At 33.2% G+C, this 26,055-nt stretch carries 20 protein-coding genes; 1 reads left to right on the top strand and 19 read right to left on the bottom strand.

The window, feature by feature from the left end; all coding sequences use genetic code 11:
* Nucleotides 1-1,374, bottom strand: a complete 1,374-nt coding sequence (locus ACM55F_RS01810; protein ID WP_416851988.1) for a TolC family protein — start codon at nt 1,372-1,374, stop codon at nt 1-3.
* A 194-nt stretch (nt 1,375-1,568) separates the two neighbouring features.
* Between ACM55F_RS01810 and ACM55F_RS01805 the strand changes: the two genes are divergently transcribed.
* Nucleotides 1,569-2,978, top strand: coding sequence for a DUF4403 family protein (locus tag ACM55F_RS01805; RefSeq protein ID WP_416851986.1), 1,410 nt, complete (start codon nt 1,569-1,571; stop codon nt 2,976-2,978).
* Between the two features lie 10 nt (nt 2,979-2,988).
* Here ACM55F_RS01805 and ACM55F_RS01800 read toward each other — a convergent pair whose 3' ends face one another.
* The 18 genes from ACM55F_RS01800 to ACM55F_RS01715 all read right to left on the bottom strand — a co-directional run bounded on the left by ACM55F_RS01800 (nt 2,989) and on the right by ACM55F_RS01715 (nt 25,985).
* Nucleotides 2,989-3,258 carry a hypothetical protein gene (locus ACM55F_RS01800; protein ID WP_416851985.1) on the bottom strand — a complete coding sequence of 90 codons (270 nt, stop codon included), beginning with the start codon at nt 3,256-3,258 and terminating at the stop codon, nt 2,989-2,991.
* Nucleotides 3,248-3,790 (bottom strand): DUF420 domain-containing protein, encoded by a 543-nt coding sequence (locus ACM55F_RS01795; protein ID WP_416851984.1) that lies wholly within the window; start codon nt 3,788-3,790, stop codon nt 3,248-3,250. Before ACM55F_RS01795 ends, ACM55F_RS01800 begins: the two co-directional genes overlap by 11 nt.
* A gap of 1 nt (nt 3,791) precedes the next feature.
* A complete protein-coding gene (locus ACM55F_RS01790; RefSeq protein ID WP_416851983.1) occupies nt 3,792-4,478 on the bottom strand; it encodes an SCO family protein in 687 nt (228 codons plus the stop codon).
* Between the two features lie 11 nt (nt 4,479-4,489).
* Entirely contained in the window at nt 4,490-5,131 is a 642-nt protein-coding gene (locus ACM55F_RS01785) for a hypothetical protein (protein WP_416851982.1), read from the bottom strand.
* A 75-nt stretch (nt 5,132-5,206) separates the two neighbouring features.
* Nucleotides 5,207-5,557 carry a cytochrome C oxidase subunit IV family protein gene (locus tag ACM55F_RS01780; RefSeq protein WP_416851981.1) on the bottom strand — a complete coding sequence of 117 codons (351 nt, stop codon included), beginning with the start codon at nt 5,555-5,557 and terminating at the stop codon, nt 5,207-5,209.
* Between the two features lie 18 nt (nt 5,558-5,575).
* Nucleotides 5,576-6,553 (bottom strand): cytochrome c oxidase subunit 3, encoded by a 978-nt coding sequence (locus ACM55F_RS01775; protein WP_416851980.1) that lies wholly within the window; start codon nt 6,551-6,553, stop codon nt 5,576-5,578.
* Between the two features lie 42 nt (nt 6,554-6,595).
* On the bottom strand, nt 6,596-7,183 hold the full coding sequence (locus ACM55F_RS01770) for a cytochrome c oxidase subunit 3 (RefSeq protein WP_416851979.1): 588 nt from the start codon (nt 7,181-7,183) through the stop codon (nt 6,596-6,598).
* Nucleotides 7,184-7,185: 2 nt separating this feature from the next.
* Nucleotides 7,186-8,088, bottom strand: coding sequence for a heme o synthase (cyoE, locus tag ACM55F_RS01765; protein ID WP_416851977.1), 903 nt, complete (start codon nt 8,086-8,088; stop codon nt 7,186-7,188).
* 106 nt (nt 8,089-8,194) lie between these two features.
* On the bottom strand, nt 8,195-10,318 hold the full coding sequence (locus ACM55F_RS01760) for a gliding motility protein RemB (RefSeq protein WP_416851975.1): 2,124 nt from the start codon (nt 10,316-10,318) through the stop codon (nt 8,195-8,197).
* Nucleotides 10,319-10,336: 18 nt separating this feature from the next.
* Complete coding sequence (gene deoC, locus ACM55F_RS01755) at nt 10,337-11,080, bottom strand: deoxyribose-phosphate aldolase (protein ID WP_416851974.1); 744 nt, start codon at nt 11,078-11,080, stop codon at nt 10,337-10,339.
* A gap of 185 nt (nt 11,081-11,265) precedes the next feature.
* Entirely contained in the window at nt 11,266-11,691 is a 426-nt protein-coding gene (locus tag ACM55F_RS01750) for a VanZ family protein (protein WP_416851973.1), read from the bottom strand.
* On the bottom strand, nt 11,642-12,022 hold the full coding sequence (gcvH, locus tag ACM55F_RS01745; protein ID WP_416851972.1) for a glycine cleavage system protein GcvH: 381 nt from the start codon (nt 12,020-12,022) through the stop codon (nt 11,642-11,644). Before gcvH ends, ACM55F_RS01750 begins: the two co-directional genes overlap by 50 nt.
* A 94-nt stretch (nt 12,023-12,116) precedes the next feature.
* Nucleotides 12,117-19,265 (bottom strand): T9SS outer membrane translocon Sov/SprA, encoded by a 7,149-nt coding sequence (gene sov, locus ACM55F_RS01740; RefSeq protein ID WP_416851970.1) that lies wholly within the window; start codon nt 19,263-19,265, stop codon nt 12,117-12,119.
* A 23-nt stretch (nt 19,266-19,288) separates the two neighbouring features.
* The gene (ruvA, locus tag ACM55F_RS01735) at nt 19,289-19,870 is read right to left on the bottom strand and encodes a Holliday junction branch migration protein RuvA (RefSeq protein WP_416851969.1); all 582 of its coding nucleotides are present in this window, start codon (nt 19,868-19,870) and stop codon (nt 19,289-19,291) included.
* Nucleotides 19,871-19,958: 88 nt separating this feature from the next.
* Nucleotides 19,959-22,250, bottom strand: a complete 2,292-nt coding sequence (locus tag ACM55F_RS01730; RefSeq protein ID WP_416851968.1) for an NADP-dependent malic enzyme — start codon at nt 22,248-22,250, stop codon at nt 19,959-19,961.
* Between the two features lie 158 nt (nt 22,251-22,408).
* A complete protein-coding gene (locus ACM55F_RS01725) occupies nt 22,409-22,834 on the bottom strand; it encodes a CBS domain-containing protein (protein ID WP_416851967.1) in 426 nt (141 codons plus the stop codon).
* 74 nt (nt 22,835-22,908) lie between these two features.
* The gene (locus ACM55F_RS01720; RefSeq protein ID WP_416851966.1) at nt 22,909-24,774 is read right to left on the bottom strand and encodes a trehalase family glycosidase; all 1,866 of its coding nucleotides are present in this window, start codon (nt 24,772-24,774) and stop codon (nt 22,909-22,911) included.
* Nucleotides 24,771-25,985 carry an MFS transporter gene (locus ACM55F_RS01715; protein WP_416851965.1) on the bottom strand — a complete coding sequence of 405 codons (1,215 nt, stop codon included), beginning with the start codon at nt 25,983-25,985 and terminating at the stop codon, nt 24,771-24,773. The genes ACM55F_RS01720 and ACM55F_RS01715 overlap by 4 nt, the downstream gene beginning before the upstream one ends.
* Nucleotides 25,986-26,055: the final 70 nt, after the last annotated feature.

The following is a 26,055-nucleotide window of genomic DNA, read 5'->3' as shown; positions in this document are numbered from 1 at the left end:
TTAGTTTTTGATAATTGGAATTCCAAAATAGAATTCTAATATTTTTATTTTAAAGATATAATCGTACTTGGTTCTAATAACTTCTGATTGCGCATTAGTAAGTAAAGTCTGTGATTGATTGAAATCGAAAGAATTCATTAAACCTACAGCATATTTTTCTTTAGCATAATTATAGGCTTCTTGTCTTGACTCTAATGCTACTATTGAAGATTCGTGAGCATTTAGCGCCCCTTTGGCATCAGTAAAAGCGGTATATACATTTCTTTGTAAATCCAAGTCCTGTTGTTCTAATGCAATTTTTGATTTTTCTAAACTAACTTTAGAACGCTCTACATTGTTTCTTACTGAAAACCCATTAAATATAGGAATTGATAATTGAGCCCCAAAAGATTGTCCTTTATTGTCACTAAATTGAGTCCAAAAAGGATCAGGGCTTTGAGTTCCAATTATAGTTCCGGTTGTGGGGTCATATTGGGGAACGTCTGCATATGATACACGACTGTTAAAACTATAGAACCCCTGAAGAGTCGGCTGAAAAGCTCCTTTTGCTATAGCTACATTTTTCTCTGCAATTTCTAAATTCGTTTTGGCAATTTTTAATTCGGTTCTACCTTCTTTAGCCTTTTCATAAATAGCAGTAGGAGTTTCAGTCATTATATTATTTTCATCTTTCGCAGAAGTACCCTCAATGACATCAAAATTTTCAAAATCTTTTAATTGTAACAATTGAGCTAAACTTAATTTAGAAATTAATAAGGCATTATCAGCAGCGATAACATTTTGATTGTTTGAGGCTACAGTGGCTTTTATGTCTAATAAATCTCCTCGAGGAATCGAACCTGCATTAACTAATTCTTCAGAACGGCTATATTGTTTTTCATTAATAGCCAATTGTTCTTTTTGCACTTTTAGATTTTCTTTATTAAAAAGCACTTGCAAAAAAGCATTAGCAACATTCAGCGCAACATCTTCCTGCATTTTTAACAGTTGATATTTTCCTGCAACTATCGAAAGATTAGCTTTGCGAAGGGTATTTTGATTTTGCAATCCTTTGTAAATATCAATACCAACATTTGCACCTGCAGAGGTAAATTGTGTCGTTTGATTTCTCAAAAGTCCTGTTGTAATATCCTGATTCAATCCAATATTCCAAGAATGAGAGGCATTGGCATTCAAGGAAGGAAGAAAATTCCCTTTGGCATCTTTTTTATCAATAGCGGCCGCTTTAGAATCTAATTCGGTTTGCTTGATAGAAATGTTGTTTTGTATGGCATATTTTATGCATTCTTCCAAGGTCCAATTTTTGGATTGAGCCTGAATTGTTATGCTACAAACTAACATCATAATTAAACTAAAAAAACTTCTTTTTTCCATATATTTTGAATAAAAGTACAGTATACCTGCTAAACAAATTTAACTTTTTCTATTAAAGAATTATGGAATAATATGAAATATTTCACCCATAAATCAGTTATAAAAACAATTAGACTTTGAAAATTAGCATTTGTTACAAAAAATCCTAAAAATATATTTGTTTTGTTAATTTTGTTCTTTTAAACTAAACTAAAATGCTAAAATTCTTTTCAATCCTACTTATCATTATGCTTACCGTGTGGATTTCCGGATGTTCTACTTCTCAAAAGCTAGCTACATTAAAACCCGAACCAGATGATGCAGTTCCTTTAGTTTATGAAAACATACCTTCTTTTATTAATTTACCAATTAGTATAAAATTAAAAGATATTGAGAACCAAACTAATTCTCTTTTGAATGGATTAATTTATGAGGACAATAACATTGAAGATGATGACATTGAAATGAAAATTTGGAAATTAGCTCCAATTACTATCGAAAATGATCACGAAAATTCCCAGGAAAGAATAAAAACCATTTTACCATTGAAAGCTATTGTAAAATACAGAATCGGCACAAAAAAGTTGGGTATGGAATTATACAACACGAAGGAATTCAACCTTAATGGTGTTGTGACTTTGGCAAGTGATGTGGATTTAATCAATTGGAAACTAAACACAAAAACAGAGCTTAAATCATTAGATTGGAATGAAAGTCCAACGATGACAATCTTTGGAAAAAGCATGCCCGTCACTTATTTAATCAATCCTGGTATAAAGCTTTTTAAATCGAAAATCGAAAAAAAGATTGATGATGCCATTGCAAAATCTATGGACTTTAAACCTAACGTTCTTTCTGCATTAGAAAAAATTTGTACTCCTTTTCAAATGAGTGACACTTATGAAAGTTGGCTTCGAATTGTCCCTATCGAAATTTATTCTACCAGCGCCAAACTAAAAAATGACACTTTTATACTGGGAATGGGAATGAAATGCAACATGGAAACATTGATAGGACGACAACCAGAATCTAAATTTAACAAAAATAAAATCGTTCTAAAACCCGTCATTAAAATTCCTGAAGAAATAACAGCAAATATTGTTGCAGTTTCTACCTATCAAGAAGCTTCAAAAATAATGACCAAAAATTTTTCCGGACAGGAATTTGGCTCAGGAAGCAAGAAAATTAAAGTACAAAACGTAGCTATTTGGCATAAGAACGGTAAGATGATAATTGCTTTAGACGTATTAGGATCTGTTGATGGAACTATTTATCTTACAGGTTTTCCACAATATAGCGACAAAACAAAAGAAGTGTTTTTTGACAAATTAGATTATGCCTTAGACACAAAGAATAAATTAATGCGTACTGCCAACTGGCTTGCTCAGGGATTAATTTTAAAAAAAATTCAGCAGAATTGTCGCTACTCTATAAAACCAAATTTAGAAGAAGGAAAACAAAACATGATGAATTACTTAAAAAATTATTCGCCTATGCCAGGTGTTTATGTAAATGGAAAAATGGAAGATATTCAATTCCAAAAAATTGAACTAACCAACCAGGCCATCATTGCTTTTATCGAAGTAAAAGGAACTGTAAATGTATCAATAGATGGTTTAAAATGAAAGGAATTATCTACTTTGATTTATTCTTTTTCATTCGATAAATAGCATATCCAATACCTGCAACAAGCAGATATGGAACTATCATTAAATAGACAATTCCGTCATTTACCGCAGCTGCTTTCGTCGCATTCCCTTTGCTCGTCAACGCAGCTCGACACATAGCACATTGTGCATTGGCAGATAGCGAAAAGAAGCTTGAAACCAGAAGAAAAATACAAACTGACAACTTACTGATACTATTTTTAGTACTTGGCATTTGATTTTTGGCTTTAGTATACATAATATGGAGAAATCATTAAGTAAACAACTACCCCAGTAACGGCAACATACAACCAAATAGGGAAAGTAATTTTAGCAATTTTTTTATGAGTATCAAATTTTTCTGCCAAAGCTCTAACATATGTAATTAAAACCATTGGAATAATAGCAATGGATAAAATGATATGTGTAATTAAAATAAAAAAATAAAAGTATCTTATTGTCCCTTCACCACCAAATTTGGTAGAATCAGCAGTCATGTGATACGCGACATACATAACAAGAAAAGCTACAGACAAAGCAATTGCTGAAGTCATCAATCTTTCATGAAGCATTCGTTTTCCGTTTTTAATAGCCACTACAGCAGCAATTAAAACAAGAGCAGTCATTCCATTGATAGTTGCGTAAATTGGAGGTAAAAAAGAAAGCGGTTCAACATTATAGCCAAAATCTTTTAGTTTTACTCCAAAAAGAATCGCTACTACAACTGGAATCACAATCGATACTATGATTATAAGCTTACTAAATTTTTGTTCTAATGAATTATCTTCCATTTTATTCTTCTAATAATATATTTATATCCTGCTGAATATTTCTTACCCCTTTTTTATCTAAACCATCGTAATATAAAATCGGATTTCCAAAGTCATCTTTTCGACAACGGATGTAACCATTTTTATCAATTAAGGCAAATAATCCCGAGTGCTCAAAACCTCCTGTCACTTTAGCATTTTCACCTGCATAAAGATTAAAGCCCTTATTGGCTAAATCAAAAACATAGGCCTTATCTCCAGTTAAAAAATTCCAATTTGAAGATTTAACACCTAAAAGAGCAGCGTGCTTTTTCAACACTTCCGGTGTGTCATTTTCAGGATCTATCGTAATAGAAACAATTCCAAAATTAGGATTCCCAAAAAAACTCTTTTCTATAGCCAACATACTCGCATTCATTTTCGGGCAAATTGTCGGGCAGGTTGAAAAGAAAAACTCCAGAACATACACTTTCCCTTTGTAAGTCTCATTAGTTATCTTTTTATTATCCTGATTTACTAATTCGAATTTTGGTGCAGGACCAATCTTGACTAATTTCTCATCTCCTTTGATTGCTGGATTGACTTTATCCAATCGATTCCCTTTTACAACTTCGTTATTTTGAATTTTATCTATTATTTTAGGCACAGCATAAATTCCGAAAATCAATATAATAAATGAAATTCCTATGTATGATTTATTTTTAAGCATAAATAAAAAAATTAAATTTTTCTGCTAGCATTATTATTTTTTTTAAGAGCAGCGCGATATTCATAAAGGATAACTTTAAAATCATCTAACATTTCATTACTTAACTCCGCCGGATGAAACGTATTATAGCCTTCTTTATAATCTTTTACCAGTTTTCTTCCTCTAAGATTTCTTTCTTTATCAATTATATAAACGTTTGGCGTCCCTAAATTCTCATCAAGTTTCCCTACCAACTTTAATTGATCGTAATAAGTATTTATCTCCTGTGGAGAGGTGAAAAGAAAATGCCATTGCGAAACATCGGTAAAAGCGGCTAAAGCATCAATTACTTTTTTAGCATCATTTTCAGTCCCAATAGGACAAATTACGACAAATTGTAAATCTTTGAAGTCATGATACCTTTGATAAATTTTTTGATTTAGATTGAAAAAATTTCCTCTGTTTTTTAAAAGCTCAGTACCCGAAAAACCAAGAATAGTGACTTTCCCGTCTAAACTGATTTTTTTTTCATCTAAAGACTCCCAATTACCAAAATCGGCAGTTTTCGGAGTTATAACAGGTAATTTAGTGAAACTATTTACACCAGATGCAAAAAAAAGATAGGCAACAATAGGCAAAATGAAAAGGACAAATAGGACAATATTTTTTTTCATTGTAATGATAAAATTTAAAGTACAAAAATAAAAAAAGGTACGCAATGCGTACCCTTTTTTTGAATTAATATCTTGTTAAAAATTCCATTTAATAGTAGAATTTTTAAAAACCTCATAAATATAATTCCCTTCAGTCAAAAGAATGAAGAGCAAATATAATATCAGAAAAATTACTGGGTAAACAACTGCACTTCTTAAAGTACTTTTCTCCCCTTCCATGTGCATAAAAGCCCATACAATATAATATGCCTTAAAAATAGTAAGAGCATAAAATATCCAATTAAGTAAATTCATACTTAAAAAATTGTTCATGTGAAGAAAATCTGGTTTCAAAATACCTAGATAAACTTCTATTATTGTTACGGCAGATAGTATTCCGAAAACTTTCCAGATTCTACCAGTATTAGATACGTGTTCGTGTGACATGATAATTACTTTTTGAAATTAAACGAGATAGAAAACTGTAAATACAAATACCCAAACTAAATCAACAAAGTGCCAATAAAGCCCCACTTTTTCTACCATCTCATAGCTTTTTCTTTTTTCATAAGTTCCAACTAATACATTAAAAAATATAATGATATTTATTATTACCCCTGAAAATACGTGAAAACCGTGGAATCCTGTTATAAAGAAAAAGAAATCTGCGAATAATTTACTTCCATATTCGTTTCTGGTTAAGTTCGCTCCTTCTACTACGTAACTAGCTTGGCTCAATCTTAATTCTGACTCTTCTCTAGAAAGAATTGTTTTTTGTTTTTCTTTGGTTATCACCTCAGTTCTGATCAAAAGATCAGGATGTGCTTTGAAACCTGCTTGAACTTCGGCTACAGAATAAGAAGGCAAAGCCGCCTCACTCATAAACCATTTCCCTTTATTTCGAGTCAATTGTTCTCTTTCTTCCGGCAAAGTTGCCGCAAAATCAGCAAGAGCCACACGGTGTCCATCTTTATCGACAAACTGAAGCAAACTACCTCCTTTTGTTTCAATTGCACCATATTCCCCTTTTATAAAGTTTTTCCATTCCCAAGCTTGAGATCCGACGAAAATCAAACCTCCGATAATGGTTAAAAACATATAAACCACGACTTTATTTTTTTTCATTTGATGACCTGCATCAACAGCCAAAACCATTGTTACAGATGAAAAAATCAAAATAAACGTCATTAATGCCACGTAATACATCGGAGCAGATACTCCATGCATAAATGGGAAGTGAGTAAACACTTCATCGGCCAAAGGCCATGTCTCAATAAATTTAAATCTAGAAAAACCATACGCTGCAAGAAATCCAGAGAACGTTAAGGCATCTGATACGATAAAAAACCACATCATCAATTTGCCATAACTTGCTCCCATTGGCTCATTGCCGCCTCCCCAAGTTTTTTCTTCACTATTAGCAGTAGTAACTGTCGCTTCCATAAAAGTTATTCGTTAAAAAGTTCCCAAATTTACGTTTTTTTCTTATTTAAAGAAATATAAAAACAAAAACAAATAAACCCATAATAGATCAAGAAAGTGCCAGTACATTGCACCTAGTTCTATTCCAAGGGTTTGAGTTGAATTGTATTTTTGTTTAAAATGATTATAAATTATAATTAGCAGTGAAATTAGGCCACCAGCAAGGTGAATCAGGTGCACAACCGTTACAACATATAAAAAAGTAGTCGTGATTGAGCTTCCACTTCCTGTGAAATAATAGCCGTTTTCCACTATTTGTCCAAAACCTACAAATTGTAAAATTACAAATAATATCCCTAATGCTAAAGTAGCGAAAAGAAATTTAGTAGTTGCATTTTGATTGTTTTTCTGAATAGCTTTTTTAGCCAAATAAAACGTCACACTGCACCCTATAATAGCTAAAGTACTATAATAAAACGCTGTCGGTAATTGAAAATCCTTTAACCAATCGGCTCTGGATTTACTTACTACGAATGCACTTGTAAGTCCTGCAAACATCATGGTCATACTAGCCATCGCAAATAGCAGTATCAATTTGTATGATCGCGCTGTTCTAGACTTATGTTCGTCTGTTGTCATTGTCATTTCCATAATTATCTTAAAAATTTATCAAATATATAAACTAATTGCAACAATGTTATATAAGAAACACTTACCAGCATCAGGGTCCTAGCTGCTTTTGCAGTTCTTAACTTATACAATTGCACTGCATAATAAAGCATCCAAATACCTAGTAAAAATACAACTATTGCTGTTACCGGGGTAATATACAAACGCCCTGTATAACCAAAAACTGGTATTAGCGAAGCTATAATAAGCCAAACTGTATATAAAATTATTTGTAAAGCCGTTCCTTTATCTTTTTTCCCAGTAGGCAACATAAAGAAACCTGCTTTTTCATAATCTTCATATAAAAACCAGCCAATAGCCCAAAAATGAGGGAATTGCCAGAAAAACTGTATTAGAAATAATGTTCCTGCTTCTATTCCAAACTCTCCTGTTGCCGCAACCCAACCTAACATAAAAGGAATTGCTCCCGGAAAAGCACCTACAAAAACAGACAACGATGTCATGGTTTTTAAAGGAGTATAAACACTGGTATAAAGAAATATTGAAATCGCACCAAACATGGCCGTTTTTGGGTTAATCGTATAAAGCAAAATGATTCCAACAACGGTTAGAAGACTAGCAATAATCAAAGCCGTACTTCGAGACATTCTACCTGCTGGAACGGGACGATTTTTCGTTCGATCCATCAAAGCATCTAAGTCTTTTTCGATAACTTGATTAAAAGCATTAGAAGCGCCCACCATGCAATAGCCACCAATAGCTAATTTGAATAATGTCATCCAACTAAAAGAATGAATATCAAAAATCCCAAGCATAAAACCCGCAATAGACGAAAACACAACGCTAACAGCTAGGCGCGCTTTAGTTATTTCGCGGAAATCAATATAAATAGATTTTAATGAAAGGGTATTTTGTGTTGCGTCCAATGCTACTGTTTATTTGCTTTGTAAAAACTTTTGCAAAAGTAGGGTATCAAAAGGGATTTGGCAAAAAACAATTCATAAAAAAGCTTTTTTAGAAAAATAATTAAAACTAATAATCAAAATACCAATTAAAAACATCGGAACGTATCCCTAAAGTAAACCAATTGGTACTCTCATTGAAAGTAGTTGCCGTATTTTTAGTTGGATCAAAACTTCTATAAATATAGCTTCCAAAAACCTTCAGATTAGTTGCTGGATTTATCAAATAACCGGCCTGAATATCTGTAATAAAAACAGCCGTTTTATTTCCCTGCCCTACTTTCACACCGCTATCCAAAGCCCTATTTTCATCGTAATCTTTATAAATATTCCCTCCGTAATTATAGCTGTCTTCAGCAGTATCAAAATCCAATCCACGGGTAGCCACAGTTATTTTTGCATCAGCAAAATACCTATCTTTATGATAACGGGCTATGGCAATAAACTCCTTAAAATTTCCTCCCCATTGATGCCCTATACTTTGATTGTTATGACCGTAATTTGTGATGGGAACACTATGCGAATATACATAAGGTCGAACGTGATTGTATTCTAACTGCAATAATAAGTCATCTACTTTGAACGCATTGTAATACTTAACTCCTAACTGATAACCGTATTTATTTTTCCAACTATTATCCCTTTCTTTAATATCTCCAAGAGAAAATTCATCAAGAATAAATTGTCCGTATAGATTTATTTGATTATTCCATTTGTATTTATAGGTCAACCCTAAAACCGCATTTCCAGTTCTGGCAGAAGAAGCAAATTCAACGGAACGGTAAAAAATAATTGGATTTACAAAACTCACATCAAATCCTCTATCATTCGTATTGGTCCAGATTACAGATTCAAAGAAACCAAGATTCAATTTATTAGATACATTCCAACTTAAGTAATGGTTTGCCATAAACTTTGTAGCATAGGTCCTTTCGAGTGTAACCTCAGGTCGAACATCTTTCAACCACATATAAGTATTAGTGTATTTTATTTTCCAAAAATTAGTATTTAATTTAAAATAGGGATAAGGACTCGCGGCATCACTTTCTAATAAAGAACGGTATCCATCCCCAATAAAGTTTCTTCCATAACCCAATTGCAAATCAACATATTTACTTGGTGCAAAAGTTATATTGGCTTCCGCCAAAGGAAAATCATACGCATCAGTTTTGAAATCTTTGGCAATTCCCATACCTGGAATAATCGCAGGATTTCCACCAGCAGGCTTTATTGATTCTGCATAACGATTAAAATAATCTGCAAATCGCCCTTGACTTTCAAAAACTGTAGTGGTAAAATTAAGCTGTTTTCCTAATCCCCCACGAAAATTGATTGCCCGCGTATTTACATAAGTGTAATTTGCTTTTGTTTGAGATGCTTTCCCAACCTGCAAATCCAATATAGGATTTAATGTAAACCAATATCCATCACCTTGAATTTCAACCGTATTTTCATTCCATAATTTTCTAGCCCACCAGCCGGAAACATTCTTCTTAAGTTTATTGTTTACCGCTTTTAGATCATAATACTTTGAAACTTCGGCATAAGTATAAGGTTTTGATGCAGTATGATTATTACTGCCAACTTGATTTAAAGAAGCGTCAAACTGAGCATAATAACTGTGTGAAAAAGGAATATTCAAATGACTTTCAAACTGTGGATTATTAAACTTTTTATAAACGATACTATCTAATTCAGTAAGTTGTTTTGTTGGATTTGGCAAAATTTCTGCGCGAGCAAGTGCTTCTGAAGCCAGTTGCTCCGGACTTCTTAACGGAATAGCAATTGCTATTGTATATTTGGAATAGGTTGGCTTCCCGTTATAAGTTGACGGTTTTATTTTAGGAAATACACCAAAAATCCGTTTGGTTTCTTTTATTAACTCTTCATCAATGGCATTAACATAAATCACTTTAAAAACACCGTTACTATCTACTTCAAAAAGAACCTCTACACTTCCCTTAAAATTATTTTGTTTAAGATTTTCAGGAACTTCAAAATTTTGAAAGACAAAATTTTGAACTTGATAATAAAAACAATTTTCTAATTCCTTAGATTGTAAGTTTTCACAATTCAAAAAAACAGGAAATCGTTCGGCCGATGCAGCTGACTGTATTGGGCTATTATTTATTTCTTGCGAATAAATAAAAAAGGAATAAAATGATAAAAGTAATGTTGCAAAACCTTTTTTCATGCTTTTTTCTTTGTGAATTTAGTAATCAGTTTGTGAATTTTGCCCATTTGCAATAGCTTTTGCTCCCGATGATCCGATCCGTTTTACTCCCAATCGAATCATTTCAACAGCCTCTTCATAAGTCCTTACTCCACCTGCCGCTTTTACAGGAAGTGGCGAAGCATTTTCCAACATAATAATAATCGAGTGAATTGTCGCACCATTTGGTAAATTATTTTCCGTTTTATAAAAACCTGTTGACGACTTTACAAAAACCGATTGGTACAACTCTTCTTTAAAATTTGAAATAACACTATTTTTTATCAAAGCAGACAATTGTATAATCTGTTTATCATCAAGTGCCGCCACTTCAATAATCCATTTTACGACCTTATTATTTTCAAGTCCCAAAAGCGTACATTTCAAAATCTCTTCTTTAACTAAATCAACATCTCCTTTTTTAAATGCGTGGTAATTACAAACGAAATCCAAATCATCAGCTCCATCTTCAATCGCCTGAATCGCTTCTGAAAGTTTTTCACTTACACTAGACTTCCCTTCCGGAAAATCAATTACGGTCCCTATTTGTAAATTTGAATTGGCGTCGACAATCATTTTTTTTGCCATAGAAACCATATTCGGCCGAATCATGATCAGCTTAAAATGCTCATCGATGCCTTCCTGAATGAATTCTTTAACAACACTAATTGTATCAGCTTCACTAAGACCTGCTTGCGATGCCGTTTTTAAATAAGTAGAATCTAAATATTGTTTAATATTCATTTTTCTTATGATTTCATAATATCCTTAAAGTCTATTAGCAAAAATACATTTTAAATTCACATTTAATTACTATTAGTGACTACTTCGCAAAGATGCAATGTTATTTTATACATTATTGATTGTAAAAAAAATAAATTCTTTTTGTACTATAAAAAAATCCCACCGAAGTGGGATTGTAATCCATATCAAACTTTATTTAAATTAGTGTACTTATTAAAAAACAAAAGCAAACAAATAGCGAGAGTTGTTCCTGATGAATTTGCTAACACATCCAATAAATCTCCCTTCCTAGTTTTTGTAAATAACTCCTGTGCTATTTCAATCCCTATTCCAAAAAAAACAGAAATCAAAAAAGCCGCTACCAAAGGCTTAAAAATATTTGAACTATTTAAATGCTTCTTAAAAAACAAAAACCAAAGAGATGTTAACACTAAATGAAAAAACGCATGAACAATTTTATCTAAATTTGAAATACGAACAACAGGAATAGCGCTTGATTTTACTAAACAAAAAAAAACTATTATTCCAGTCCAAGATAAAGCTGTCCAAAAATAGAATTGTTTAGGCACCAATAAGCTCTTTGTACGATTCACTTGAAAGCAATGAATCAATTTCTGCTTCGTTTGAAATTTTTATTTTTATCATCCATCCCGCTCCATAGGGATCAGAATTTACACTTTCTGGTGTATTTTCCAAAGCGTCATTAAACGCGATAATTTCACCTGATAATGGAAGAAACAAATCAGAAACAGTTTTTACCGCTTCAACAGTTCCAAAAACCTCATCTTTTTCTAAAGTCTGATCTAAAGTTTCCACTTCAACATATACGATATCCCCTAATTCTTTTTGTGCAAAATCAGTAATTCCTACTGTTGCGATATCGCCGTCAATACTAATCCATTCATGATCTTTAGTGTACTTTAAATTTGCTGGTATGTTCATATAAATACTAATTGATAATTATTAATTGTTATTCAAAATTTTATGTGACAAATGTAACAATCTCAATTCAAATCTTGTTTAGATTTTAAAAAAATTAATTCCCAAAATTATAACGCATCGTAAATCCAGATCTAATATTTGTTAAAGGAAAAGTAGTTGATATTACTGCTTTCGAAAATGAATGATCATAATAGAAAATTGCTGTCAAATTCTTACTAAAAGCATAATCCGCAGTAATCTTTAGAGACCAAATATTTTGCCCTCCCGCCAATTGATTGTTATCATAATCTAAATACCTGACAATCGTTTGATTATTTCGATAGGAAAGATCTCCTTTCAAGTTAATATCACTTTTTATAATTCCCGTTGGATTGTCCGCCAATCTGGAAGAGAAAATTACATCTTTAAATCGATAACCAAGTCCTACAATATATTCGACTCCCTTTACTTCTGTCAATAGATTATTGTCAAAACTCATCGATAGCGCTCTGTCTTTTTTAATCTCTGTAAGTACTTTTAATGAACTTTTCAATTCAAAATCCATTCTTATAAGCGGACTGAATTGCTCCACTAAATTGATGTTCGACATAATCGTTCTATTGAAAAAATTACCGCTTGCATCGACGCCGCTTGGTGCTTTATCATACTCAAAATTAGACCTAAACGCATTAATGGTGTAGGAAGCTCTATAGTTGTGTTGCATGGAAAAGCGTTTGAAATTCTTTTTGAAAAAAGCATAACGCATCAGTCCATTGTATTTCACAGCCCAGTTTGGTATTGGAAAATTTCTGAAAATTCCAAGCGAAACATCTGCTGCGTTAGTTCCTGAGTAAGCTGCTAAAAAAGCAGGCAGCAATACTGCTTGGTTATTTTTACCGTAACCTATAGGATACCCTTCAGCATCAAGATTTGCCGGATTATTGATATCTATCCCACGTTGCGTGGCCAATCGATTAGCAACTGCAAGTCTATTGTTTCTAAAATCTTCAAAAGCGACAGATTCATTTTCATCACTCGTTGAAAAAGATGTTTTAATTAAAACAGTAGAAATTGAAAAAAGACCGTAACTGTATGGTGATCGTGAATTGTATTGTCCATCGGTAACATCATATTGTTCTGAGAAGTTTTTAGAATAGGCTCTGTCTAATGACAAATCAACTTTTAAATCTGGTAACAAATCCACATTAGCTGTAGCTTTAAATAACCTATTGATAACTTGTGAGTAATTTTGATTAAAATCAGGGTAATTGGTAAGCCATCCGTTCTTAGCAGCTTCATATCGAACGTCATCCTGACTTCCAAAAATAAATCCTAAAGAAGGTCTTGATGAACCTAGGAATCCCACACCCGGTGTGTATCCTGGCAGAATTGTACCACTGTTTTCAGTATAATTCATTTGAATATTCTTAATGCTCGTTAAAACCCCAATCAAACCATCTACAAACTCATTGCTTTTTGCAATTTGCGGCGTAGCAGTATTCACAACTTTTTCTCCTGGTTTTGGAGCAGCAGTTTTAGATTTAGCTGCAGGTTTATTTGTGTTTTTTGTTAAGCCCAAATACTTATAAAACGCATCCATATTGAATGTCCCATTCAAATTATGTGAACTTGCATTTTGAACCGTATTCCCTAAATTATAACTATTTCCTTCAATTTCTATTTGAGACAAAGCATTAGAGGAACGCTGCCAGCTGTAATCACCTGTATACGAATAGTTCGCTTTAATAAAACTAAACACTGGAATTTTATTAATGGGTATTTCATAATTCACAACCAATTGTTGCATGTGCTGATTAGGATCTCCTATATCCCAATAACTATCCCATATCGTAAAACTATCGATAGGTTCATTGTCTTCGTTCAAATAGCTTTTTACAATATTGCTGGAAGAAGCTGTATAATTCAATTTTAATGACTTTGTCAAATTATAATTAAAACCATACTGATAATTGAATGCAAAATTTCTTCGGTACAATGGATCTAAACCAATTCCTTCTACATCAACTTGTCTAAATTGCTGACGATTGTACTGTCTGATAATATTAGTATTAAAAGAAATATTCGAAGGCAGGTAATTAAAGTTGAAATCACTCAGTAATTTCCAATAATCACTTTTTTTCATGAAAGCTGTTTTCTTGAACGGCTCGACAGGTTTTGGCTGAAAACTATACGCATAATCAACAGATGAATTTGCCTGTTGGTCAACATAATCCTCTATTTCAAAATCATGTCGCTCTACCTGGTTAAAAGACTGCGAGAAAGTGAAGTTCTCCGGGTCATAAACACGTTGTTTCTGCTCTGGACTTCTTTCTTTTCTAACCCCGATAAAATTGATGCTTTGTCGTTTCGTATAATCAATAGCTCTTCTTTCAATATTCTCTTTTTCGGCTTGGTCAGTGGTATTAGCCAACAACTGTTTTAATTTGATGTCCTGATTAAAAGGATCATATTCCGGAGTAATGGTTTCTTCACCAATAGCATAATTAAACGGCAAGTTAATACCCCATTTTGGAGGCAATAATTTCCCCAAATTAACATTAGTTACTATATTATATTGTTTAGTATCCTCACGATTTCTTTCATTTGGACCTTCTTCTAATGCTCCAAAACCAATCGTACTTTTTTTACCTGTGGCGGAAACTGTAGCAAAATCAGCAAAATTTGAATCTACATTCAACACGGCTGCCATCCCGCCTTGATTGTCCATATCGGCTAAACGCAATTCGTTGAACCAAACTTCTCCTTTAACATCTTGATGGGTTTCGTTGCTTTTTACACCAACCATTAATGTTCGGGCTAAACCAAAATTAGGATTTCCTTTTATACCCAATCTCAGTTTATTATTTTTATTCGCCAAAGAGGGATCTAGTTCCTCTTCGTTTTGATAATAAATTCCATCCAATGGAAGCGTGCTTGGGTCAATGCTCATAGCCAGAATCTTCAATTTGGTCAATAATGCCAATGACAAATCAATTTCATTATCTTCAGGCCAGACTGCTTCGGCACTTAAAGCAGCACAATCAGTACTAGACGCTGAAGAAGGCACCGTAACTTTTAAGGGTATTTCTATTTGATAAAAATTCTGTGTAAAATCATTTCCAAAACGAATAAAACCTACCATTTGATTATCCCGAAGCGCAATTTCATTTGGCAAAGATTCGGCATGTAAAAACATTTTCAATTTTTTGAACTGACGCATGTCTATACTTACATTTTTAAAAACAGCTCTTGAATCTTCCGGTTCTAATCCATCACCAGACACCCTCAAAGACAAGGATTGTTCATTCTGGTTGATAACGGTATTATTGTTATATAACTGTTCTCTAACCACCCCTGGAGGAGTGATGTAATTCACGGGGCATCTCTCATTATTTTCCTGAACATTTACAGCTAACACATCTAAAGTAGTTTCGTCATCAGCAACATTTGTATCATTAAAATCAAGTGTATTGGCATATCTTCTCCATTCTCCTCTTACCAAATCCAGCGCTCCAAAACGAACTGTTACCTGATCATTAAAACCCGTCATAAACATTCTCATGAAACGAATTGATCTAAAATCGGAGATATTTCCAATAGTATTTTCAGGTTGCGAAACAGGTATTTTAAACTGAATCCATCTAGCGTCAGTAATCGCCCCATTTGCCAATGTAACTTGGGTACTTCTTATATCAGTAATGTAATTTTGTCCAATACTCATATTAGGCTCAACATCAATACTATACTCGTAATACGCATTGATTGTATTCATAGTATTATCTCTATTGATATCTTCCACATCAGGAACAGTAGAAGCCCCTCTGTTGGGATCATTAATATCAACAGCGGAATTTCCGTCTACACCATTATACATTTTATATCGGTCTAAAATATCCCCTGAAGCATTCAAATAATAGGTATAATCATCTGCTGCAGGATCAGATTCAGACGCAAAATTACTGTAAACCGCTCCCTCTTTGACATTATCCAAACCATCTAAACCTACATCTTGATTGGTTCTATTATCGGCATTGGCATCAAAAGCGTAAATTAAAGATTGTGATGCAGGCACATCTCCCCAAATTGACTGTGGATTTGCTAATATTTGATCTGGACCAAGTCCATTTTCATATTGTTTTCTTCCATCTTTTAATACATCCTCAGATACTTCCCCTAAATTGAAGTAAATTTTACCCGTGTTTGACTGAGGTATTTCACCACTACCCACATAAGGATCTAATATCCAAAATTGAATATATTCAACATTTCCTTGTTCGAAATTAGTGGAATTTAAAGACCTCATGATCCCTCCAAAATTATCTGTCGGATTTGTAGACACATTCAAACTATTATTATAAGGCCCTCTGTCAGAAGGATAATAACTTAAATCTAATGTATTAACAACTTGAGATTGTCCTTGTGCAATATCAGTTAAAGGATAGAGTTCTTCACTAAAAATTCTTCTGGTGGTATTGAAAGACAATTCTTCATTTGAAATTCCTGATGGTTTTTGAGTATAAAATACAGGATCTATGGAGTACCATGCTAACTTGGCTCTTTTAAAACCATAACTCAAATCGTTAGCACTACCATTAAAGTCATAAGTGCTTCTTGCATTTTTATCAGGAGTAGATGACAAACTCCAAGCATAAGGAGAACGCATGTCGATGGTCGATTGTGAACCTTCAAAATCATCTACGTAAATAGTTGACTCCCCTTCGAAACGATCTGCTTTTGGAGAATCTGGTTTCAAAAATGCAATTTCTCCTCTCACAGAAAGATTAGAAGGCACATCAGTATCCAGATTAGGCAATTTATTTACTAATCGGGTTAAAAAGGGGACTTCAGTAGAAAAATTGGAATTGAATCCATAAATAGTATTATTTACAGATTCCTGACCAAAACTGGATTTTTGAGTAAACGGTCTTTCAGTCATTTTTAAAAAAGTCCCTCCAACCAAAAAATTATCAGAAATTTTATGTTCCACATTGACACCCATAAACCGTCTGGTTTGCTGACCAAAAATTGAATTATTTTCCAACGAAACTTCAATAGGCGTATTAGAGGCTTGAAGAGATGGATCTAGAATTTGAACTCGCCCCAACTGATAATTCACACTATAATCAACTCCTTCAACCAGAACTCGTCCTCCGGCAGTAACCACAACTGAACCTCTGGGAACATTGAAAGCACCAATTGGTATTCCATCACCACCCGTGGATTTGTACTTTCCTCTTAATAAGAACTTATTCTTTTCACTATCTTGTAAAGCACCGGATTGTGTGTTACGATACATGTTTCTAAACACATATTTTTTTTGATTGAGATTATATGTATTTACATCATTGTAATTTTCTCCTGAACCTGTGTTTGACAATTTAGAAAACAAAAGTTCTCCAAATGGCTCTTTAGTTGTAAATATTATTCTACCGTTTTGAGCATCTATCGTCAAGCCTTGCATAAAATCAAAAAAACCATCCCCTCCCGCTTGTGGATCATTATTATAATTCAGTTTATCTAAATTAAATACTTTAAGCAAAGGAGTTTCGGCGACTTCATTTTCTCTTGAAGGATTTGCTGGGAAAGGACTTCCCGGAACTTCGGTAATATAATTTAAAGCAGACGGATCCGTATAAAGAATATTAAATCTGAAGTCTTCCTGTTTCACTTGATAAGCCCCTGGAATCTGATAGATATTTTTCATCATTAGGTTCCAAACCGGATTTTTGACATTGGTCAAATTACTTTTCAGCATTTTCAATATCAAACTTTGCGTTATAATTGCCTGATTTGATTGATTAGCCCCCGTTACAACGGTTGCATCTACTCCATCATTACCAAATTCACCAACTTGATAAACTTTATCTCCAATTGTATATTGATACGCAACGGCTAAAACCTCATCATTAGCTAGTCGCTGTTGCAATGAAATATACCCTAACTGAGTATTAAAAGTATATTCGTTAGGGTTCAATTTTCTGGCATTTTCTAATTTAGAATAGTCCTGACCTTCACTTACAGTACCATTAAATCCAGAACTTGAAGTTACAATTTCACGAATATTATTGTTTAACAAACCACTTCCAGCAGCTATTTGTGCAGGATCATAATCATTATTTGAATTATCTGAAGGAGAATCTACCGGATTATTAAACATCGCAGTTGAAGGATCTAACACAACCACTTCATTATCTGCTAAACCTGTTAATTGCCCTTCACCTAAATCCTGAAGTGCAATAATATTTCTTAGATTATTATTGGTCGTATTTACACGATTTTGTCTGTTGGTAACCCAAATCTCCAATCTTGAAATCTGAACTCTACTATCAATAAAAGGATAGTTTTTTAAGGATGCATCGTATCTGTTTCTAAAATATTGTGACAAGAAAAAGTGTCTGTCGTTATCATAATCCAGTGCATACATATCAAAGTCCTGAATTGTTCCGCCTCCTTGAGCAATTAAACTTTTAGTCTGGGATTTTTGTTCCGAAAATATACCTGTGACAGTAGTTTTACCAAATTGCAATTGTGTTTTTACACCAAATAAACTTTGTGCTCCCCTAATCAGCGAGCTATTCAAAGGCATACTTACATTCCCCACTTCAATTTTCTGAATAATATCATCTTCTGAAGGAGCATATTCCAACTTCATAAGATTTTGAAAAGCAAATGTTGACTGGGTATCGTAATTAGCATTTACATTAAGTCGTGTTCCCACTTTCCCCATCAAGCTCATACTTATCCTTTGATCAAAATCGAAAGAAAGATTCGATCTGTTTCTTGGTGAAAACGAAGGATTATCTTGTTTTGTATAACGCATACCCAAATCCAGTTCGATAGATCCGGTTGGTTTTACATCGATGGTATTACTTCCGAAAATGGACTCAAAAAGCCCTGATTTTACATAATACCTTGGTAATAAATCTTTTTTAGCCGCTTCACTACCTTCTTTTTTCCCTTCTATAGCATCTACTTTTTTCTTGAAATAATCTCGCATAGATTCTTTCAAGAGTAAACTTTCATACTCTTTTGGAGTTAAAATAATAGGATAGTTAATAGAAAATCCATCAACTGAATTAGTGTAAATATACCTATCGGTAACTGGATCATAAGTATAAGCAGAAAGAACACTTTGAGGATCTTTTAACTGGACTTTCCCTGTAGCAAAACCAGTTACAATTGTATCCTGAGCGGCTGGTGTTACCTGAGCTTGCGATACAAAACCACAAAATATGACTAGCAAAAAAATACAAATTTTATGCATATAATCCGTGTTTTGAGTACCTTTTATAAGTTTTTTAAAGCTTTCTTAATAATCGATTCAACAGAAGCCTCTGGATCCTCTTTTACAATTTTTTCTACGATTCGTTCTGAAGTTTTTCGAACAAAACCTAACACCTCCAAAGCAGATAACGCTTCATCTCGATTTGTATTGCTTTGCGACATAGAAACTTCATCTAAATCATACAATTTCAATACTTTTTCTTTCAAATCAAGTATTACTCTTTGTGCCGTTTTGCTACCAATTCCTTTTATAGATTGAATTGTAACTACATCACCTGATGCAATAGCATTTGTAATTTGTTTTGGGTCTAATGATGACAACATGGTTCTGGCAATGCTAGCCCCAATACCTGAAACAGATAATAATAATTTAAAAATTTCCCTTTCTGATTTTTCTACAAAACCAAATAAAGTATGCGCATCTTCTTTTATTTGAAGATGCGTATACAATTTTATAAAGTCAGTATTGGGAAGCAACGAGTAGGTATGTAAGGATATATTTACATGATATCCCACGCCTCCACAATCAATAACTACCTGTGTTGGTGTCTTTTCTACTAATTTCCCCTGTATATGTGCAATCATTTTTTATAATATATGTTACCAAATATAATAAAATTAGCACATAATTTTACTAAATCAATCTATTTAAATGCAGTTCATCGTCAAAGAACTACTCACTTACATTTATTTTTTTCTTCTCTTTTTCTTGTGCATCAATCACTGCAATAGCAGCCATATTAACCATTTCTTCTACGCTTGCTCCTAATTGAAATATGTGAACTGGTTTTCCCATTCCTAACATGATAGGCCCTATTGAATCAACTTTATTTAATTCTTTCAAAAGTTTATAGGTAATATTAGCCGATTCCAAATTAGGAAAAATTAAAGTATTTACTTTTTTACCTGCTAGTTTTGAAAACGGAAATTTTGCTTTTAACATTTCTGGATTCAACGCAAAATCAGCTTGAATTTCTCCATCAATAACCATATCAGGATGGTTTTTATGCAAATAAGCTACTGCTTCTCTTACTTTTGCAGCACTTTCATTTGTAGAAGAGCCAAAATTAGAATATGATATCATAGCAATTACCGGTTCCACTCCAAACATTCTAGCCGTTTTTGCAGTCATAATGGCAATTTTTGCTAAATCATCTGCCGAAGGATTAATATTTATTGCGGTATCCGACAAAAACATAGGTCCACGAGTCGTCATCATCATATTTGTAGTAGCAACAAGCGAAGCTCCTGGAGCTTTATCGATAAGTTGCAACATTGGTTTTACTACAGATGGATAACTTCTGGAATGTCCTGTAACTAATGCATCCGCCTCTCCCTCATTGACCATCATAGCAGCAAAATAGTTTCTTTCACGCATTAATTTCTGAGCATCCAATAAAGATATTCCACGTCTTTGTCTGGATTTCCAATAGGTTTTGGCAAACTTATTTCTTCTAGACTCCTCTTCTTTAATTTTTGGATCTATAATTTGAACATCGGCATCAAAGCCTAGTTCCTCTTTTAATTCCAAAATAATTTCTTTGTTCCCCAATAAAATTGGAAAACCAATCCCTTCTTCTAATACAATTTGAGCCGCTTTAAGAACATCTAAATGATCTGCTTCCGCAAAAACGATTCTTTTTGGATCCATTTTAGCCCTATTGGTAATCAATCGAACCATCTTGTTGTCATTCCCTAAACGATCTAAAAGCTCCTCTTCATACTTTTTCCAATCAGTAATAGGATTTAACGCTACTCCTGAATCCATAGCCGCTTTTGCAACAGCAGGTGCAACAATAGTTATCAATCTTGGGTCGAATGGTTTAGGAATAATATATTCTTTTCCAAAAACCAATTTAGTTGCCCCATAAGCAACATTTACTTGTTCTGGAACTGATTCTTTAGTCAATAAAGCAAGCGCTTTTACAGCTGCCATTTTCATGGCTTCGTTTATTTTGGTTGCACGAACATCAAGCGCTCCTCTAAAAATATATGGAAACCCAAGAACATTATTCACCTGATTAGGAAAATCAGAACGTCCTGTGGCCATGATAACATCTTTTCGAGTTGCGATAGCAAGATTATAATCAATTTCCGGATCTGGATTTGCCATTGCAAAAACGATTGGATTTTCCGCCATTCCCATCAACATTTGTGGAGACATAATCCCTCCTGTTGATAAACCCAAAAAGATATCTGCACCAACTAAAGCTTCTTCAAGACTCATTGGTTTTATGTCTTTAGCATATTTTTGTTGCAAAACAGAAAGAGAAGGATTGTCTTTCGTTAAAACTCCTTTACTGTTAAACATCAATATATTTTCAACTTTTACTCCTAATAAAACATATAAATCGGCACAAGCAAGAGCAGCAGAACCAGCTCCTGAAACGACCATTTTTACATCTTCTGATTTTTTATTAGCCAGTTCTAATGCGTTCAACAAAGCAGCTGATGATATAATAGCTGTTCCGTGTTGATCATCATGCATTACTGGAATATTCAACTCTTCAACCAATCTTCGTTCAATTTCAAAAGACTCCGGCGCTTTAATATCTTCTAAGTTAATTCCACCAAAAGTTGGTGCTATATTTTTAACTGTCTGGATAAATTCTTCAATATCCTTTGTTCCAATTTCGATGTCAAATACATCAATATCGGCAAAAATTTTAAACAACAATCCTTTACCTTCCATTACAGGTTTAGATGCTTCAGGTCCAATATCACCAAGTCCCAATACAGCTGTACCATTAGTAATTACAGCAACTAAATTTCCTTTTGCGGTATATTTATAAACATTATTAACATCTTTTGCAATCTCCAAACACGGCTCGGCTACACCAGGGGAATAAGCCAAAGACAAATCTCTTTGTGTTGCATATTTTTTAGTGGGAACTACTTGAATTTTACCAGGAGTTGGCTTTGCGTGGTATAATAATGCTTCTCTTCTTTTGCTATTTTTGTCCATTGTTTTTAGATTTTATTCTAGCTTACAAAGATAGGAGTCTTGATTTAAAAAAAGAGGACTTTTCCCCCATTCTTTTGTATAAAAACAAGCCTATTTGGATTCCAAAAAAAAGCTGCATTAACTGCAGCTTTTTATAATTATACCTTTTTTGATTCTTTTTATTGGGTAATGTAAGAGTTTAAATGTTGAATTGTATCTTTTTGGATTTCGATTATTGCTTTTACAACATCACTTATGGATATAATTCCTATGACAGTATCGTTTTCTAAAACAGGTAAATGTCTCACCCTTTTAGTACTCATTAATTCCATACAATAATCTAAGTTATCGGAAGGTTTTACTGTAACTACATCTGCCTCCATAATTTCATGAACCAAGGCTTTTTTTGAAGATTTAGCTTTCAAAACAATTTTTCTAGCATAATCTCTCTCAGACAAAACACCCTTCAAAATTCCATCTTCAATGATAAGAATGGCTCCAATGTTTTTTTCGCTCATCACTGTCAATGCTTCGTATACAGTGTTAGTGGAAAGTATGGAATAAACGTCCTTTCCTTTTGTGCTTAATATTTGATTAACAGTCATAATAAATAAGTTTAATTTACCATAAAGTTAAAAAAAATAGTATTCAAATGGTAAATTTATTTATTTATTTCACATTAAAATAATTCATCGGGTGAAGTCAGCTTATTTAGTTCTTGTTTTAAATTGTCACTCAATATTTGCAAACCGTATTGATACGATGCATTTACCCAACCAAATCCTTCCTTGGCGATATAATCAAATTCAGTTCCTACGTTACCATATTCAGCAAAGACTTTATGCGAACTGATTTCTAAATCAAATTTTTCAGGAATGGTTCCGTTATATTCAACCGCATTTTTAGTGATTAACCACAACCATCTGTATACCATTTCTTGAGCCTTATTGAAGAATTTATAGTTAATTAAACCCTCCCACAATAACATTTGATGTGGCGCCCAACCAAATGGATAATCCCATTGTCGTTGTGGTGCATCTTTTGAAAAACTATCACTACTCGCTTTTGTACTTCCTGTAATCCCCCCCATTTTTATAAATTGTGGCAAAGCAATGTCTACTAATTTTTTAGCTTGGTGCTCATTACACAACCCAGCCCATAAAGGAAAAAATGTAGTTGCTGCTTCAAATGGAAATTGTTTTTTATTTACAAAATCATAATCAAAATACATGCTTGATCCTTCATTCCAACACAATTCGTCAATTTTTTCTTTTCTAAAAAATGCTTTTTGTTCCCACTCTTCCGAAGTATATATTACATCTCCAACTTGGAAAGCATTATTGAAATACTCTTTTATCAAATAAGTAATGTCTTTTTCATATTTGTAAAGAAAACTATTGACATCTACCGAGTTTAAATTGGCACACGTATTTATAAGTCTATCTGTAGTATCATGACCACTTTCTCTCAAGCTTCGATCATGAACGAAATACATATCAAGTTCGGCATCAACAAGAGTTCGATTTAAGTATTGTTTTTCAAATTCTCGAATTGGTAAGTTGTATTTTTTAGCATACGGCTCTAAAACATCATCAAAGTGCCCAGGCTCTACCTCGAAGGGCATTCCAACTCCATCTGCTTTATATCGATTTAAACCTGTTGGCGTCAATCGGTTTCCTTGCACCATCCAAACGGAATTATATTCCAAAATAACCGTTTCCAAATGACTTCTCAACCATTCTAAACTTGGCACTTTCTTTTTTACAATTTCGATTATCAACGAAGAATACAACGGTGGTTGCGTTCTTGTCAAGTAATAACTTCTATTCGCATTTAAAATCTTACCGTAATGTATGATTTGATATTTAAAGTTTTCGGCAATGGACATTGCTTTATCCAGTTGATTATCTATGATTAAACCAATACCAATAAAATAGCTATCCCAGCCATACATTTCATTAAATCTTCCTCCAGGAACAACAAAAGGAACGCCTTGTAAACTGTATATTTTTTGTTCTAAAGCCAAAGCCAAAATACCCGGTTTTGTATTTAATGTGTCTACATATTCCATCGAAAAATTTTCGGGCAAAATACCAACTTTAAAATTTTGAAGTTCTTTTTCCAATTCCTGAAAATAAGCAACCCCTTGTTTGTCTTTTGCTGATACATAAAGTGTAGGAACCTCATTAGTCGTTTTTTCGTCGTTAAGAATTTGACATAAACCCTTCCTGTCAATTGTTCTGGTCAATTCATTCCAATAATCTTCTCGAATTTTTCTTGTAATTCGTTGTACCGGATTTTCTTGAATGCGACTTAAATTTATCTCACCACTAACCACTTTATTTTCTTTTAACAAAGCCAATTCCTGTAGCAAATTTGACAAATGATACGTTCCCTCAACAACAATTTCTTGTTTTGTGTTTTCATCAACTAAAGTGAACTTTTTAGGTCCATTATCATCCTTAGTGATTTTTTTATCTTTATCGGTATCTTCCTGAAGTAGTAATTCATGAAATACCTTGTCTATGTTAATTAAGAAATTCATATTTTAGAAGTAAGTTTTTTTAGAATAAAAAATGAAACGAGCAGTAACGACATTGGAATTAAAGTATAGAAAAATGCATTTTCAGGGCCTTCATTTTTGAATAAATAACCAATGATTCTAGATCCAAGAGTACCTCCAAGAGCCGAGAAAACAACGATTAAACCCGTCATTGAACTGTGCATTTTTTTTGGCAAAGCACTCAAAACAACCGAATTTAAAAGTGGATAAATCGGCGCAATAAAAAGTCCAACCAATGGAAATGCAAATCCTATTAATGGAATATCGCTAAGTGAATTGATTTCTTTTACCTCCAACCCAACTGTTTTAGGAAGAACAAAAATAACAATCAACATAGCCATCACGATACAAAAACTGAGTACCCAAATCCAATCAATTTTTTTAGTAATCACACCTGCTAAAAGTCGTCCAACTGCTAAAGTAATTGCCAATATACTCGCCATCATGATGCTGATATTCTCTGGAAGATGCAGGACTTTACTATTAAAAGTTGGCAGCCAAGACATAATCCCTTGTTCAATCATTACAAACAAGAAAGCACTTATTACGAAGACGATAGTGAGAAGCTGAGCAAACAATTTGAACATTTGAGCAAAATCATCGACCAGATTAACTCCCGGAATCTCCGCTTGATTCTCGAATTTTGCAAAAAATAAAAACACAAAAGAGACTATAGAAATTCCGGCCAACAACCAATACACATTTAACCATGAATCTGGATTTGCATCAGAATTAAAAACAGGAAATAAAAAGTAAGCCAAGGCAATTCCTATCATAAAAACTCCTTCAATACTGCTCATCAAGCTATTATGCTCTTTCTGATTTTCCGTAATTGTTCCTATTAATGAGTAAACCGAAACTTTAATCAAAGCAAATGAAACTCCAACAGTTGCAAAAAGTATTTTTGCGGTACCAAATGAGTTTCCAAAATACATATTTATACACGCTACAGAAACCAATGCCAATCCAATAAGCATGGCTTTTTTATATCCAATTCGTGGTAAAAAAGAAGCGATTAAAAAAGAAACTATAGCAATAGGCAAATCTTTAAACGCTTCGAGAATACTTGCTTGTAATTCATCAACACCATAATTTGCTTGTGATTTCAGAATTACAATTCCTACGCTGTTCAGCAAAATTGCAAACACAAAATAATTGAGGTACATGGCAATCTTAACAGTGTTTTTTTGCATTATTTGTTTATTTATGAATTGTTATTATTAATGAATCCAAATTTAAATATTCCTTAAAATTTATTCCTTC

Origin of the sequence: Flavobacterium melibiosi (assembly GCF_048158545.1) — a bacterium.
Lineage (GTDB): Bacteria > Bacteroidota > Bacteroidia > Flavobacteriales > Flavobacteriaceae > Flavobacterium > Flavobacterium melibiosi.
The sequence above is the reverse complement of the archived record's forward strand: the minus strand, read 5'-3'. Positions and strand labels throughout refer to the sequence as shown.

Bases quoted from the DNA above. Each gene is read 5' to 3' on its own strand.
- ACM55F_RS01810 (WP_416851988.1), bottom strand. From the start codon at position 1,374: ATGGAAAAAAGAAGTTTTTTTAGTTTAATTATGATGTTAGTTTGTAGC.
- ACM55F_RS01805 (WP_416851986.1), top strand. From the start codon at position 1,569: ATGCTAAAATTCTTTTCAATCCTACTTATCATTATGCTTACCGTGTGG.
- ACM55F_RS01800 (WP_416851985.1), bottom strand. From the start codon at position 3,258: ATGTATACTAAAGCCAAAAATCAAATGCCAAGTACTAAAAATAGTATC.
- ACM55F_RS01795 (WP_416851984.1), bottom strand. From the start codon at position 3,790: ATGGAAGATAATTCATTAGAACAAAAATTTAGTAAGCTTATAATCATA.
- ACM55F_RS01790 (WP_416851983.1), bottom strand. From the start codon at position 4,478: ATGCTTAAAAATAAATCATACATAGGAATTTCATTTATTATATTGATT.
- ACM55F_RS01785 (WP_416851982.1), bottom strand. From the start codon at position 5,131: ATGAAAAAAAATATTGTCCTATTTGTCCTTTTCATTTTGCCTATTGTT.
- ACM55F_RS01780 (WP_416851981.1), bottom strand. From the start codon at position 5,557: ATGTCACACGAACACGTATCTAATACTGGTAGAATCTGGAAAGTTTTC.
- ACM55F_RS01775 (WP_416851980.1), bottom strand. From the start codon at position 6,553: ATGGAAGCGACAGTTACTACTGCTAATAGTGAAGAAAAAACTTGGGGA.
- ACM55F_RS01770 (WP_416851979.1), bottom strand. From the start codon at position 7,183: ATGGAAATGACAATGACAACAGACGAACATAAGTCTAGAACAGCGCGA.
- ACM55F_RS01760 (WP_416851975.1), bottom strand. From the start codon at position 10,318: ATGAAAAAAGGTTTTGCAACATTACTTTTATCATTTTATTCCTTTTTT.
- deoC (WP_416851974.1), bottom strand. From the start codon at position 11,080: ATGAATATTAAACAATATTTAGATTCTACTTATTTAAAAACGGCATCG.
- gcvH (WP_416851972.1), bottom strand. From the start codon at position 12,022: ATGAACATACCAGCAAATTTAAAGTACACTAAAGATCATGAATGGATT.
- sov (WP_416851970.1), bottom strand. From the start codon at position 19,265: ATGCATAAAATTTGTATTTTTTTGCTAGTCATATTTTGTGGTTTTGTA.
- ruvA (WP_416851969.1), bottom strand. From the start codon at position 19,870: ATGATTGCACATATACAGGGGAAATTAGTAGAAAAGACACCAACACAG.
- ACM55F_RS01730 (WP_416851968.1), bottom strand. From the start codon at position 22,250: ATGGACAAAAATAGCAAAAGAAGAGAAGCATTATTATACCACGCAAAG.
- ACM55F_RS01725 (WP_416851967.1), bottom strand. From the start codon at position 22,834: ATGACTGTTAATCAAATATTAAGCACAAAAGGAAAGGACGTTTATTCC.
- ACM55F_RS01720 (WP_416851966.1), bottom strand. From the start codon at position 24,774: ATGAATTTCTTAATTAACATAGACAAGGTATTTCATGAATTACTACTT.
- ACM55F_RS01715 (WP_416851965.1), bottom strand. From the start codon at position 25,985: ATGCAAAAAAACACTGTTAAGATTGCCATGTACCTCAATTATTTTGTG.